The 13,132-nt window shown below is 67.3% G+C and carries 13 protein-coding genes; 5 read left to right on the top strand and 8 right to left on the bottom strand.

Features of this window, described 5'->3' with window-relative positions:
- Positions 1-17: 17 nt before the first annotated feature.
- Positions 18-1,109 (bottom strand): CaiB/BaiF CoA transferase family protein, encoded by a 1,092-nt coding sequence (locus FR943_RS20995; RefSeq protein WP_217160195.1) that lies wholly within the window; start codon positions 1,107-1,109, stop codon positions 18-20.
- A 134-nt stretch (positions 1,110-1,243) separates the two neighbouring features.
- Here FR943_RS20995 and FR943_RS21000 point away from each other — a divergent pair, with 134 nt between their 5' ends.
- Both FR943_RS21000 and tet(V) read left to right on the top strand, forming a co-directional pair.
- Complete coding sequence (locus FR943_RS21000; RefSeq protein ID WP_217160196.1) at positions 1,244-2,059, top strand: enoyl-CoA hydratase; 816 nt, start codon at positions 1,244-1,246, stop codon at positions 2,057-2,059.
- Between the two features lie 106 nt (positions 2,060-2,165).
- Positions 2,166-3,431 carry a tetracycline efflux MFS transporter Tet(V) gene (gene tet(V), locus FR943_RS21005; RefSeq protein ID WP_217160425.1) on the top strand — a complete coding sequence of 422 codons (1,266 nt, stop codon included), beginning with the start codon at positions 2,166-2,168 and terminating at the stop codon, positions 3,429-3,431.
- Positions 3,432-3,434: 3 nt separating this feature from the next.
- Here the strand turns inward: tet(V) and FR943_RS21010 are convergent, their stop codons facing one another.
- Positions 3,435-3,956 (bottom strand): gamma carbonic anhydrase family protein, encoded by a 522-nt coding sequence (locus FR943_RS21010; protein WP_217160197.1) that lies wholly within the window; start codon positions 3,954-3,956, stop codon positions 3,435-3,437.
- Positions 3,957-4,235: 279 nt separating this feature from the next.
- On the opposite strand from FR943_RS21010, the gene FR943_RS21015 reads away from it, so the two are divergent.
- Positions 4,236-4,946 (top strand): fasciclin domain-containing protein, encoded by a 711-nt coding sequence (locus FR943_RS21015; protein ID WP_217160198.1) that lies wholly within the window; start codon positions 4,236-4,238, stop codon positions 4,944-4,946.
- Positions 4,947-5,039: 93 nt separating this feature from the next.
- Here FR943_RS21015 and FR943_RS21020 read toward each other — a convergent pair whose 3' ends face one another.
- From FR943_RS21020 to FR943_RS21030, 3 genes are read right to left on the bottom strand one after another with little or no spacing between them, the layout of a single operon-like run.
- Positions 5,040-6,182, bottom strand: a complete 1,143-nt coding sequence (locus FR943_RS21020) for an acyl-CoA dehydrogenase family protein (protein ID WP_217160199.1) — start codon at positions 6,180-6,182, stop codon at positions 5,040-5,042.
- A gap of 3 nt (positions 6,183-6,185) precedes the next feature.
- Positions 6,186-6,986, bottom strand: coding sequence for an enoyl-CoA hydratase-related protein (locus FR943_RS21025; protein WP_217160200.1), 801 nt, complete (start codon positions 6,984-6,986; stop codon positions 6,186-6,188).
- On the bottom strand, positions 6,983-8,143 hold the full coding sequence (locus tag FR943_RS21030) for a thiolase family protein (protein WP_217160201.1): 1,161 nt from the start codon (positions 8,141-8,143) through the stop codon (positions 6,983-6,985). The genes FR943_RS21025 and FR943_RS21030 overlap by 4 nt, the downstream gene beginning before the upstream one ends.
- Positions 8,144-8,347: 204 nt before the next feature.
- Here FR943_RS21030 and FR943_RS21035 point away from each other — a divergent pair, with 204 nt between their 5' ends.
- Both FR943_RS21035 and FR943_RS21040 read left to right on the top strand, forming a co-directional pair.
- Positions 8,348-9,139 carry a FadR/GntR family transcriptional regulator gene (locus FR943_RS21035; protein ID WP_217160202.1) on the top strand — a complete coding sequence of 264 codons (792 nt, stop codon included), beginning with the start codon at positions 8,348-8,350 and terminating at the stop codon, positions 9,137-9,139.
- Between the two features lie 110 nt (positions 9,140-9,249).
- Complete coding sequence (locus FR943_RS21040) at positions 9,250-10,014, top strand: DUF8817 family protein (protein ID WP_217160203.1); 765 nt, start codon at positions 9,250-9,252, stop codon at positions 10,012-10,014.
- Here the strand turns inward: FR943_RS21040 and FR943_RS21045 are convergent.
- The 3 genes from FR943_RS21045 to FR943_RS21055 all read right to left on the bottom strand — a co-directional run bounded on the left by FR943_RS21045 (position 9,976) and on the right by FR943_RS21055 (position 13,116).
- Positions 9,976-11,709 (bottom strand): DUF3556 domain-containing protein, encoded by a 1,734-nt coding sequence (locus tag FR943_RS21045; RefSeq protein WP_217160204.1) that lies wholly within the window; start codon positions 11,707-11,709, stop codon positions 9,976-9,978. The two genes, FR943_RS21040 and FR943_RS21045, sit on opposite strands and share 39 nt — an antisense overlap.
- Before the next feature lie 104 nt (positions 11,710-11,813).
- The gene (locus tag FR943_RS21050; RefSeq protein ID WP_308170619.1) at positions 11,814-12,329 is read right to left on the bottom strand and encodes a DoxX family protein; all 516 of its coding nucleotides are present in this window, start codon (positions 12,327-12,329) and stop codon (positions 11,814-11,816) included.
- A gap of 22 nt (positions 12,330-12,351) precedes the next feature.
- Positions 12,352-13,116: an SDR family NAD(P)-dependent oxidoreductase gene (locus FR943_RS21055; protein ID WP_217160206.1), complete on the bottom strand. Its 765-nt coding sequence runs from the start codon at positions 13,114-13,116 to the stop codon at positions 12,352-12,354.
- Positions 13,117-13,132: the final 16 nt, after the last annotated feature.

The following is a 13,132-nucleotide window of genomic DNA, read 5'->3' on the forward strand; positions in this document are numbered from 1 at the left end:
CGGTTGAACGAAATGAACTAAACCCAGTCGCGCAGAACGGCTTCGGTGTCCGCACCGCGTTCGCGCGGCGGGGCGGGCACCGACGTGGTGCTGCGGGAGAAGCGCGGCGCCGGCATCGGCTGCAGGTTGCCTTCGTCGTCGAAGAACGTGTTGCGCTCGGCGATGTGCGGTTCGGTGAGCACCTCGGCGAACGACAGCACCGGCGTCGCACACGCATCCGTACCGGCGAACACCTTGGCCCAGTGATCGCGGTCGTGCGCGGCGAAAGCCTTGGTGAAGGCGTCGCGCAGCTCGGGCCAGCGGGCCATGTCGTTCTGCCCCGGCAGATCCGCATCGGACAGGCCCAGGCCCTTGAGGAGTTCGGCGTAGAACTGCGGCTCGATCGCCCCGATCGCCATGTACTTGCCGTCGGCGGTCTCGTAGGTGTCGTAGTAGGGCGCGCCGGTGTCGAGCATGTTGGTGCCGCGCTCGTCGGACCACAGGCCGTTGGCCCGGAAGCCCCACATCATCTGCATCAGCACCGAGGAGCCGTCGACCATGGCCGCGTCGATCACCTGGCCCCTGCCCGAGGTCTGCCGCTCGAACAGGGCCGAGAGAATGCCGACGAGCAGGAACATCGAGCCGCCACCGAAATCGCCGGCCAGGTTCAGCGGCGGGACGGGACGTTCGCCCTTGCGGCCCACCGCGTGCAGCAGCCCGTTGAGCGAGATGTAGTTGATGTCGTGGCCGGCCTGCAGGGCCCGCGGACCGTCCTGACCCCAGCCCGTCATCCGGGCGTAGATCAGCCGGTCGTTGACCTTCGCGCAGTCGTCGGGGCCCAGGCCCAGGCGCTCGGTGACCCCGGGCCGGTAGCCCTCGATCAGCACGTCGGCCTTGGCGATCAGGTCGAGCACCAGGCCGCGACCCTCGTCGCTCTTGAGGTCGGCGGCCACCGAGCGGCGGTTGCGCAGCATGGAGTCCCGGTCACCGGCGGGCACTCCCCCGCTCTTACCTGGCCGTTCGATGCGCACCACGTCCGCGCCCAGGTCGCCGAGGATCATCGCCGCGTGCGGTCCCGGGCCGATCCCGGCCAGCTCCACAACGCGCAAACCTTGCAGTGGTCCTGCCATGCTCTTCCGCCCTTCGCGTGTTAGGCCTTGGTTGACCGGTGACATAGCTTACTTGTATAACCTTCTCGACCGGCATGGCCATAGCCGGCTTCGCCCGAAGCGGGTGACGGGCCCGCCAAACCTAAGGTGCACAGATGACCGCGACCCGCGAACAACCCGACGCCTACCCCGACACCGACGATGTGACCGTATCGCTCGAGGACGGCGTGCTGTCGGTGACGCTGAACCGGCCCGACAGCCTCAACTCCCTGACCCAGCGCATGCTCGTCGCCGTCTCCGAGGCCATCGAACTGGCCGCCACCGACCCCAACGTACGGGTGGTGCGACTGGGCGGCGCCGGACGCGGGTTCAGCTCGGGCGCCGGCCTCAGCGAGGAAGACCAGGACGCCAAGGCCGGCACCCCCGAGAGCGTGCTCGACGCAGCCAACCGCGCTGTGGCGGCCATCGTGACCCTGCCGAAGCCGGTCGTCGCCGCGGTACACGGGCCCGCCGCCGGCGTCGGGGTGTCCCTGGCGCTGGCCTGCGATGTGGTGCTGGCCTCGGAGGCGGCCTTCTTCATGCTGGCGTTCACCAAGATCGGGCTGATGCCCGACGGCGGCGCGTCAGCCCTGGTGGCCGCGAACATCGGGCGCATCCGGGCGATGCGGCTGGCCCTGCTGGCCGAGCGGCTCACCGCCGCCGAGGCCTACGACTGGGGCCTGGTCAGCGGCCTGTACCCGGCCGATGAATTCGACGCCGCGGTCGACAAGGCGGTGGCCAAGTTGCGCTCCGGGCCGGCCGTGGCGCTGCGCAAGACCAAGCAGGCCGTCAATGCCGCCACCCTCACCGAGCTCGAGGGTGCGTTCGCCCGCGAACGCGAGGGCCAGCTGCAACTGCTGGTGTCCGCCGACTTCCACGAGGGCGCCAAGGCCTTCCAGCAGAACCGGCGCCCGGAGTTCACCGACTCCTAGGCACTGTGGGGACCGGGTCACCCACCCCCCCGCGAGCGCTCGAAAATCGTTGGACGCGGACCCTGTCGGCTCGGCACCATCGAATGTTGTGAGCACCCAGAACGACATCTCTCCGGCCCCGGCGGCCGGTGGCTGGCGTGTGCTCGCCCCCTTCCGCATCCGCGAATACCGGCTGCTGATCGCCGCGGTGACATTATCGATCTTCGCCGAGGGCATGTGGTCGGTGGTGATGGCGTTGCAGGTCATCGCGATCGACAACGATCCGGCCGCGCTGTCCTTGGTGGCCACCTGCCTCGGCGTCGGCCTGGTGGCCTTCGTTCTCGTCGGCGGTATCGCCGCCGACCGGATCAACCAGCGCACCATCATCATCGCGGTCGAAACAGTCAACCTGGTGACGGTCTCGGCAGTGGCGACGTTGGGCCTGCTCGACATGCTCGCCGTCTGGCATATGGCGGTTGCCGCAGGCATTCTCGGCATCGCCGCGGCATTTTTCTTCCCGGCATACAGCGCCCTGCTGCCCCGCATCCTGCCGCCCGAACACCTGTTGGCGGCCAACGGAGTCGAGGGCGTGGTGCGCCCGGTGTTCCAGCGCTCGGTCGGCCCAGCGGTGGCGGGCATGGTGATCGCCGTGACCTTCCCCGCACTGGGCGCGGTGGCGGTGGCCGTGCTGTTCGGGTTGGGCCTGGCCCTGCTGGCGAGCACCCGGCCGGCCACCGATTCGGCTGCGGCACAGGCGGTTGGCGAATCCTCACACGTATTACGGGATCTGCGTGACGGTTTCGCGTTCATGGTGCGTACCCCGTGGCTGCTGTGGACATTGCTGTTCGCCAGCATGTTCGTGCTCGTCGTGGTGGGCCCCATCGAGGTGCTGCTGCCGTTCATCGCCACCGACCGGTTCGACGACGGAGCCCGCAGCTACGGATTCATCCTGGCGTTCTTCGGATTCGGCAGTGCGCTGGGGGCATTGGCGGTGTCCTCACGCCGGATGCCGAGACGCTATCTGAGCACAATGATGTTGATGTGGGGGCTGGGGTCGCTGCCGATGGTGATCGTCGGCATCACGTCGTCATTCCCGTTGATGGCGTTGGCCACCTTCGCCATCGGCGTCACCGACGGCGCCGGCATGGTGATCTGGGGAACGCTGCTGCAGCGGCGGGTGCCGACGGAGATGCTGGGCCGGGTGTCGAGCCTGGACTTCTTCGTGTCACTGGCGTTCATGCCGGTGTCGTTCGCGATCGTCGGCCCGTTGTCCAAGGTGATCTCGATGGAGTCCATCTTCCTGGTGGCCGGCCTGGTGCCGGGCCTGCTGGCCCTGGTCGCCGTCGCCGCCGCGCGGATGCCGCGCGACGAGCTCGCCCATCCGCTGCGCTAGGGACTACTCCGCGTCTTTGTGCAGCGCGGCGAGATGCGTGTAGGCCGCGGCGTTGGTCTCGTTGTGGCCGAGCTCGTCATCACTGAGTTCCCGGCGCACCTTGGCCGGCACCCCCGCCACCAGGGACCCCGGCGGCACCACCATGCCCTGGGGCACCACCGCACCGGCGGCCACCAGGGACCCGGCGCCGATCACGGCGCCGTTGAGCACCACCGCACCCATTCCGACCAGGCTGTTCGCTTCCACCGTGCAGCCGTGCAACACCACGTTGTGCCCGACCGTCACGCCGCCGGCGAGCCGGCACGGGAACCCGGGATCGACGTGCACGGTCACGCCGTCCTGAATATTGCTGCCCGCACCGACTTCGATCGGCTCGAATTCGGCACGCAGCGTGGCGCCGTACCAGACGCTGGCGCCGGCGGCCAGCGAAACCTGGCCGATCACACTGGCGTTGGGGGCCACCCAGGCGTCCGGGTCGATCTTCGGAGTGTGTCCGGCGACGGAGACGATCAACGGCTCAGGCATGCTGGCCATCGTAGGCATCGCTCAGGTGGGCGGATGTAGCAGGCCGGAGCATTGGCCACCACACGACAAAACCCCAGTTCAGACGCCTGAGCACGGTCAAAGCGGGCATTCCGGCTTTGCCGTAACCGCTGCGTAACGCCTACCATCCGAGGCGGCGCGGCGGAATCGCTGAGGCTGCAATGTGCGCGGTCGCCGGCCATCGTCGCGCGGAGAACCGCGTAACACGTCACCGGCAGCCGACGATTACAGGCTAGGCATGAGCGGGAGGAACACCCACCGATGAAGACTCGCACCAAGACACTGGGCGTCGCTGCGGCAGTTGCCGCGATCACGGCGTCGCTGCCGCTGGCGGGCGTCGCCTACGCCGATCCGGCGCCGACGACGACCACTGCCCCGGTCGTGGAGATCCCGGACCCGCAGGGCTCGGGCTGCGACAACTTCAAGAAGGCCATGCCGAACTGGAAGAGCCTCGCCGATCTGCCCACCGGCAAAGTGCTGGCCAGCATCCCGGACATCAGCACGTTCAACGCCGCGCTGTCCGGCGGGCTGAACCCGGACGTCAACATCGTGCCGGTGCTCGACAACGGGCCGTACGTGATCTTCGCGCCGACCAACGCGGCCTTCGAGGCCATGGAGCCCGGGCAGCTCGACGCCCTCAAGGCCGATCCGGCCGCGCTGACCAGCTTTGACTACTACCACGCGTTTCTCGGCCTGCTCGGCCCCGACGACGTGAAAGGCCAGCGGCCCACCCAGCAGGGCGCCGAGGTCAAGGTGACCGGCAAGGGCGGCGACATCAAGGTCAACGACACCGCCAAGCTGGTCTGCGGCCCGATCCAGTCGCAGAACGCGCGCATCTACCTGATCGACACGGTGTTGGATCCCAACTCACCGCCGGAGGCGCTGGAGGCGACGATCACGGCCACCAGCACCACGACCACCACCACGGCGCCGGAGCCCGAGCTCCCGGCCGCCGACGCGCCGATCGGCTGATTTCCCCGCTTTCCTCCGCCGAGCAGACGTAAAACTGCCCATTTTCGCGTGAAAATGGGCAGTTTTACGTCTGCTCGGCGGGAGGCGAGCCGGCTAGACGCCGAGGTCCCGGCCGATGATCTCCTTCATGATCTCGGTGGTGCCACCGAAGATCGTCTGGATCCGGCCGTCCACGTAGGCCCGGGCCACCCGGTACTCCATCATGTAGCCGTAGCCGCCGTGCAGCTGCACACAGTTGTCGACGACCTTCTTGGCCACCTCGGTGGCCCACCACTTGGCCTTGGCCGCCTCGACCGCGGTCAGCTCACCGTCGACCACGCCCTGCAGGCACCGGTCGAGATAGTTCTCGGTGACATCCAGCTCGGTCTCCATCTCGGCGAGCAGGAACCGGTTGTGCTGGAAGCTGCCGATCGACTGGCCGAAGGCCTTGCGGTCCTTGGCGTACTGCAGGGTCTCCTGGAACACCGCCCGGGCACCGTAGATCGCCGAGATCGCGATCGACAGCCGCTCCGAGGGCAGGTTGGTCATCAGGTGGTAGAACCCGCGACCTTCCTTGCCGAGCAGGTTGGCGTTCGGCACCCGCACGTTCTCGAAGTTCAGCTCGGAGGTGTCCTGTGAGTGCAGGCCCATCTTGTCGAGCTTGCGGCCACGGGTGAAGCCCTCCATGCCGCGCTCCACCACGAACAGCGTGAAGCCTTTGTGACCGGCCTCGGGGTCGGTGCGGGCCACCACGACGCACAGGTCGCAGTTGATGCCCGAGGAGATGAAGGTCTTGGAGCCGTTGATGATCCAGTCGTCACCGTCGCGCACCGCCGAGGTGCGGATGCCGGCGAGGTCGCTGCCCGCGCCGGGTTCGGTCATCGCGACCGCGATGATCGTCTCACCGCTGGCGATGCCGGGCAGCCAACGCTGCTTCTGCTCGTCGTTGGTGAGGTCCTTGAAGTACGGGCCGACAACATCGTTGTGCAGGCTCAGCGCTGGGCCGTGCACGCCGGCCCTGGCGATCTCCTCGTCGATGATCGCGTTGAACCGGAAGTCGTCCGAGCCGCCGCCGCCGAACTCCTCGGGCATGTTGAACCCGATGACGCCGTACTTGCCGGCCGCCGTGTACGCCGACCGGTCGACGATCCGTTCGCTCTCCCACTTCTCGGCGTTCGGGACGAGCTCGCGCTCGATGTATTCCTTGACGGTCTCGCGGAACGCTTCGTGTTCTGCGGTGTAGATCTGTCGCTTCATGGCTTACTTTGCCTTCCAAACAGGTTGACGCTTCTGGGCGAAGGCCAGCGGCCCTTCCTTGGCATCCTCGGTCTGCAGCAGGGTGCTGAACTCGCGGTTGGTGCGCTTCCAACCGTCTTTGTCGCCGACGACCACACCGTCCTCGACGCCATAGGCCACCCGCTTGCTGGCCTGCACGGCCAGTGGCGCGTTGCCGGTGATCCGTTCGGCCAGTTTGAGGGCGGCGTCCACCACGGTGCCGTCGGGTACGACCTCATTGATCAGGCCCCAGCGCAGCGCATCGGCGGAGGTCATCGGTTCACCGGTGAACAGCAGCTCGTTGGCCACCTTGCGGGGCAGCTGTTCGGCGATGCGGAAAACGCCACCGGCGCCAGCGATCAGGCCGCGCTTCACCTCGGGCAGACCGAATTTCGCGCTCTCCTCGGCGACGATGAGATCGCTGGCCAGCGCCAGTTCGGTGCCACCGCCGAGGGCGGTGCCGTTGACCGCGGCGATGGTCGGCTTGTCGATGAAATGGCTGACATAGCCGGCGAATCCGTATTCCGGATGCTCGAGGTGAAAGAGGTTCTCGCCCCGGGAGATCGCCTTGAGGTCGGCACCGGCACAGAACGACTTGTCACCCGAGCCGGTGAGCACCACGGCCCGGATCTCGGGATCGTTCTGGGCCTGCGCAAGCGCGTCGCCGACGGCGATGCTGACCGAGGCGTTGATCGCGTTGCGGGCCTCGGGCCGGTTGATCGTGATCAGCAGGACGTTGCCGCGCTGTTCGACGATCGCGCCGGGCTGGGTGTCGGCGTCGGTCACAGGAGCTCCAGGATGGTTGCGTTGGCCTGGCCGCCACCCTCGCACATGGTCTGCAGGCCGTACTGAATGTTGTTGTCGCGCATGTGGTACAGCAGGGTGGTGAGGATGCGCGCACCCGATCCGCCGAGCGGGTGGCCCAGCGCGATGGCGCCGCCGTTGGGGTTGAGCTTGTTCTCGTCGGCGCCGATGTCCTTGAGCCAGGCCATCGGAACCGGGGCGAACGCCTCGTTGACCTCGAACACCCCGATCTGGTCGACGCTCAGGCCGGACTTGGCCAGCGCCTTCTGGGTGGCCGGGATCGGCGCGGTCAGCATGATGACCGGGTCGGCGCCGGCGAGCACCGCGGTGTGCACCTTGGCAAGTGGCTTGAGCCCCAGGTCTTTTGCCTTGTCGGCAGACATGACGAGCAGCGCGGCCGAGCCGTCGGAGATCTGGCTGGAGTTGCCGGCGTGGATCACACCGTCCTCCTTGAAGGCCGGCTTGATGGCAGCCATGGACTCGACCGTGCCGCCACGACGGATGCCACCGTCTTCCAGGACTGCGCTTTCGTTGCCGTGCTCGTCCGTGACCTTGATCCCCACGATCTGATCCTTGAAGGCGCCGGCATCCTGTGCGGCGGCGGCCTTTTCATGCGACCGCAGGGAGAATTCGTCGAGCTGGGTGCGGGACAGTCCCCACTGCGAGGCGATCATCTCGGCGCCGACGCCCTGGTTCGGGGTCTTGTGGTCATAGCGGGCCTGGAAGGCCTCCGGGTAGGGGTGGCCACCGTTGGCCAGCGAGGAGCCCATCGGGGTGCGCGACATCGATTCGACACCGCCGGCGACGACGACGTCGTAGTGCCCGGCGATCACACCGGCGACGGCGAAGTGCAGGGACTGCTGGCTGGAACCGCACTGGCGGTCGACGGTGACGCCGGGCACGGTCTCGGGCCAACCGGCGGTCAGCACCGCGGTGCGGGCGATGTCGAGGGCCTGCTCGCCGGCCTGCATGACGCAGCCCCAGATGACGTCGTCGACGAGGGCGGGGTCGATCCCGGCGCGCTGCACCAGCCCATTGAGCACCTGAGCCGACAGCTCCGACGGGTGCACACCCGAGAGGGCGCCGTTGCGCTTCCCGACGGGTGAGCGGACAGCCTCGACGATGACGGCTTCAGCCATGACTTCTCCTTTGAAGGGTTGTGGCGACGACCCCAATGGAGCTCAACGGGTCGCTCGAGGTGAAAATAGACCAGTAGGTTTACTAGGTCAACCTACTGGTTGGTAGAGGCCGAGGTTTCGGTTCCGACGGTGAACAGATGGTTTACTGAGTTGTATAGCTGGCCATCCGGTCGGCGTTGACTTTGTCCTACAGGGGAGTGTCTGGTGGCTCGAACCACACCACTGGCGCCGATGATCGGCCCCGACGCGATCGCACCGCAGGCACCGGTCCGTTCCCCGAAGACCGCCGAGCTCGTCGCGGGCACCCTACGCCGTATGGTCGTCGACGGCCAGCTCAAAGAGGGCGACTTCCTGCCCAACGAAGCCGAGCTCATGGAGCATTTCGGGGTCAGCCGGCCGACGCTGCGCGAGGCCGTGCGGGTGCTGGAATCCGAACGGCTGGTCGAGGTGCGGCGCGGCTCGCGTACCGGCGCCCGGGTCCGGGTGCCCGGCCCCGAGATCGTCGCCCGCCCGGCCGGCCTGCTGCTCGAACTTTCCGGTGCCGACATCGCCGACCTGCTGGTGGGGCGGGCAGCGATCGAGCCGATGGCCGCCCGCCTGCTCGCCGAAAAGGGTGACGAGGCGGCGTTCGCCGAACTGGAACGGATGCTCGACGAGCACATCCCGACCGACCATCAGTCAGACCAACTGGCCGCGACCACCGGTGACTTCCACCGCCGGGTGGTGGAGCTTTCGGGCAATGCCACCCTCGGAATCATCGCCGGCATGCTGCACGAGATCACCGTGCGCCACCACGCCTTCCTGTTCAAGGAGCGCCGGCCGGTTTCCAAGACCGACTACGACAAGCTGATGCGGTCCTACCGCAAGCTGATTCAGCTCATCCGCTCCGGCGACGGCGACGCCGCCGAGTCGCACTGGCGCAAGCACCTCGACACCGCGCGGATCCTGATGCTGCAGGACATCGAGAGCGTAAAAGTGCGCGACGTCATGCGCTGAGCCGCCGTGCGGCGGACCCACAGATAGCACCACCCGGCCAATGACCAGGGGAAGTCGTGGTTCTCACATTCATGTGCGTGCCACGACGACCTTCCCTACCTTCGAAACGCATGACCGAGAAAACGACGCCGAGGCTGATGGCTCCGGCGATCCGGCCGGTGGCGGATTTCTATACCGCACTCGGCTTCGAGATCACGTTCCAGCAGACATCGCCGTACCAGTTTCTGAGCGTGAAGCGCGGTGGCATCGAGCTGAACTTCTACGGGGACAAGGCATTCGATCCGAGGACCTCCATGCATGGCTGCCTGGTCGACACCGATGACGTCGACGGGCTCTACGTGCTCTTCACCGGGGGGCTGCAGGAGGCGTTCGGCTCGGTGCCGGTGCAGGGGATCCCGCGGATCGGTGCGTTGGCGGACATGAGTTATGGGGTGCGACAGTTCCTGATGGTCGACCCCGGTGGGAACACGATCCAGATCGCCCAACCGATCAGCGAGGATCAGCGGCACCGGCCGTTGCCGAAAGGCCCGTTCGACCGGGCGATCCACGTGGGCTCGCTGTACGCCGATGCCAAACAGGACCTGGGTTTGGCCGTGAAGGTCCTGGACCGGGCGCTGGTCCGGACCGACGAAGAGCCGACGCCGATCCAGCTGGTGAAGCTGCTGGTACTGCGGGCAGACGTGGCGGTCCGCCAAGGCGAGCCGATGCTGGCCGGCAAACTCCTGGCCCGCGCCCGGGCGGTAGGGGCCGGCGGGCCGGAACTGGCGGACACGCTTCGCCGGGCCAGCGAGCTCGAAGCCGGGCTGCCGGACTCATCGCCCCATACCGCGACCGGGTCAGGCGGTGACGTCATCTCGCTGGACATGGACCGGTAGTTCGTCGTCCCAGGGCTGTCGGGTCACCATGTCGGAAACCTTGACGTAGCCCCGCTCGAACTCTCCGGTGGCCGCGTCGACGAGCCGGTACTGCTGGGTCTGATGCTGGATCGGCTGCGCGTCGAGCATGACGATGCGCACCTCCCCCGGCTCGAAATGGCACCGCTTCTGCAGCGCCGCGACGAGCTGTTCGTTGCTCATGTGTCCGTCGCCGAAGTTCCAGCCGATCGCCGTGGAGACGATGCGCTCGCCGTCGGTCAGCACGTAGTCGTCCTCGTTCTGCCCGGCCATGGCCCGGTGCGCCAGGCTGAACAGCGCGCGGCCATGAGAGTTGAAGCCGCGGAATGCATATCCCATGTACAGGTACATCTGGGCGGTCTCCGGGCTGCCGTAGTACCGCTCCATCTGCGCGGCCGGCATGCTGGCGATCGCGACGATGTCCTTCTCGATCTTCTCCGCCGCCGACGGCTTGACGCACCACAGCGAGGTGTCCCAGTTGCCGGCGTAGTACCGCATGCCAGGCAGGAAGGAGATCTTGCGGGGGAACAGGTTTCCCAACACCACGGTGCCGGCCGACACCGCGAACAACACGATCGGCCACGGGCTGCCCAGGTCGCCGAGACCGGTCCCGGCGTGCCCGACGAAAAGGGCCAGCACGCTGAACATCATGAAGACATTCCATTCCAGGGGCACGCCCATCGGGATGGAGCTCAGGATGCCGAAGTGGAACACCAGCATGACGAACGCCGCGATCGCGGTCGGCCAGCCGCCGTGGGAGAAGAACAGCACCAGTGGCACCAAACCCTCGATGGCCGTGGAGAAGTGCGCCACGAAGCGGGACGGGCGGCCGGGGCGGAGATCATCCGGGAAGTTCTCGAAGAACTTCCGCTTGATCCAGCGCGGCCGGAACACCGGGTTGTTGCTCATCATCGTCGAGATGACGAAGGGGAAGTGCTTGGTGAGCTTGGAGGTCGCCGCACCGATCCAGATCGTCAGACAGATCAGCTTGGCGGCGATGACGATGTCGGCGCCGCTGAACAGGAAGCAGACCGCCAGCGCGCCGTACACCTCGCCGCGGGCGGCCAGGAAGATCACCTTGTCGCGCAGGCCGGCCAGCGCGAGCAGGCCGACGATCGCGGCCGTCTGCCACGCCGGCAGCACGCCGATCTGGCTGCCGAGCTCCGGGATGGGGCCGGTGCCCTGCGAGGCCAACGCCACCACCAGCATCACCAGCAGCGCCGCGTACAGCGCGACGTCGACGAGGGTGCGATCATCGCCCTTGGTCAGCGGCACCCGGTTCGGCCACGGGGGCAGGCGAATCGTCTTGGGCCGCAACCAGTACAGGATCGACCCCATCGGCGGGAAGAACCGGTTGTTGAGCGGGCCGAAGCCGCAGCCCAGGCCGATGACCTCGAACAGCATCGTGTAGAACACGACCTTCTGGTAGACGATCGGCTCGGCGTACCAGGAGGTCACGTTGGTGAAACCGTCCACTCCGGCCGTGGTGAGCGCGATCAGCCAGGCGCCGAGGATGTAGAGCAGGATCTTGACCACGTAGAACAGGTGCAGTGCCACCGGCGTGCCGAAACCGACCTCGGCCCAGTGCCGCGCCATCGGCCGGATCTTCTCGGCGCGGGTGCCCTTGCTCCATTGTTCGAAGTCGACCTGGGGCGATTCCTGTTTGAGAAAACCCATGCCGGTCACATTAGAACGTGTTCTATTCCGCCCTCACGCGAACAGACACTTAGGTACCCGGAGTCGCGCGATTTGGGGTACCTGAGTGTCTGCTCGGCGGAGAACTAGGACGTCTTGGCCGGCGGGCGGTAGAAGATCGCCAGTTGGCCGATGCCGCCGACCAGGCCGAGCACCACCGCGATCGCCAGCCCGCACCAGCCGTTCAGCAGGTGGTAGATGCCGGTGTCGGAGAACAGCAGGTGATCGAGGCTGTAGCGGCCCGCCCCGGTACCGGCGATTGCGATCGCGGCCACCGCCAGGATCAGGTTGTACTCCCAACCTTCCTTGACGATGAAGAAACCGTTGGCCCGGTGCACGGTCCAGGCCGCGACCAGCATCAGCGCCACGAAACCGGCGGCGGGTACCGGGGTGAGCAGGCCCAGTGCCAGGCCGAGACCGGCGGCGATCTCGGTGCTGGCCGCCACCCGGGCATGGAACATGCCCGGCTTCATGCCGATGCTGTCGAACCATCCCGCGGTGCCGGGGATACGTCCGCCACCGAAGAACTTGTTGTAGCCGTGGGCGGCCATGGTCAGACCGAGCACCACGCGCAGGACAAGGATCGCAAAGTCAGGAGCCACGTAACAGAATCTAGGGCATCTGTTACGCCGCCGCCCAGCCCCCATCCACACTGAGGATCGTGCCGTGGATGTTGGCAGCGTCGTCACCGGCCAGAAAAACCACCGCCGCGGCCACTTCATCGGGCGTGCTCATCCGCCGGGACGGGATGCGGGCCAGCACCGGGGCCAGATGGTCGGCGGCCTCGGCGGCGCGCTCGGTGGCGATCGGTCCGGGCGCCACCGCGTTGACCCGCACCCCGCGCGGGCCGTATTCGACCGCCCAGGACTTGGTGAGCGAATGCACGGCGGCCTTGGTCGACGAGTACAGCGCCGATCGGTCTCCCCCGATGAGCCCGGTGATGGACCCGACGTTGACGATGGCGCCGCGGCCACGTTCGACCATCGCCGGCACCAGGGCACCGGTCAACAGGAACGGCGCGACGACGTTGGTGCGGTAGGACTCCAGCAGCGCCTGCTCGGAGACCTCGCTCGTGGGTTCGGGCAGCCCCCACACCCCGGCGTTGTTGACCAGGATGTCGATCGGTCCCCCGGCGGACTCGGCGGCCTGTTGCGCGAGACGCAACACCTCGTCAGCACCGGCGCCGAGGTCGGCGGCGACGAATCCGGCCTGGCCGCCGGCAGCGCGGATCTCGGCGACGACGGCGTCACCGCGTTCCTTGTCGCGGCCACTGACGACGACAAAGGCGCCCTGGTCTGCCAGGGCTTTGGCGATGGCGACACCGAGGCCGCCGGTGGATCCTGTGACAAGTGCGGTGCGGCCGCGCAGCCGCGTAGTGTTTGGACTCATGAGTCCAGGTATAGGA

Origin of the sequence: [Mycobacterium] fortunisiensis (assembly GCF_019050325.1) — a bacterium.
GTDB classification, from domain to species: Bacteria; Actinomycetota; Actinomycetes; order Mycobacteriales; family Mycobacteriaceae; genus Mycobacterium; species Mycobacterium fortunisiensis.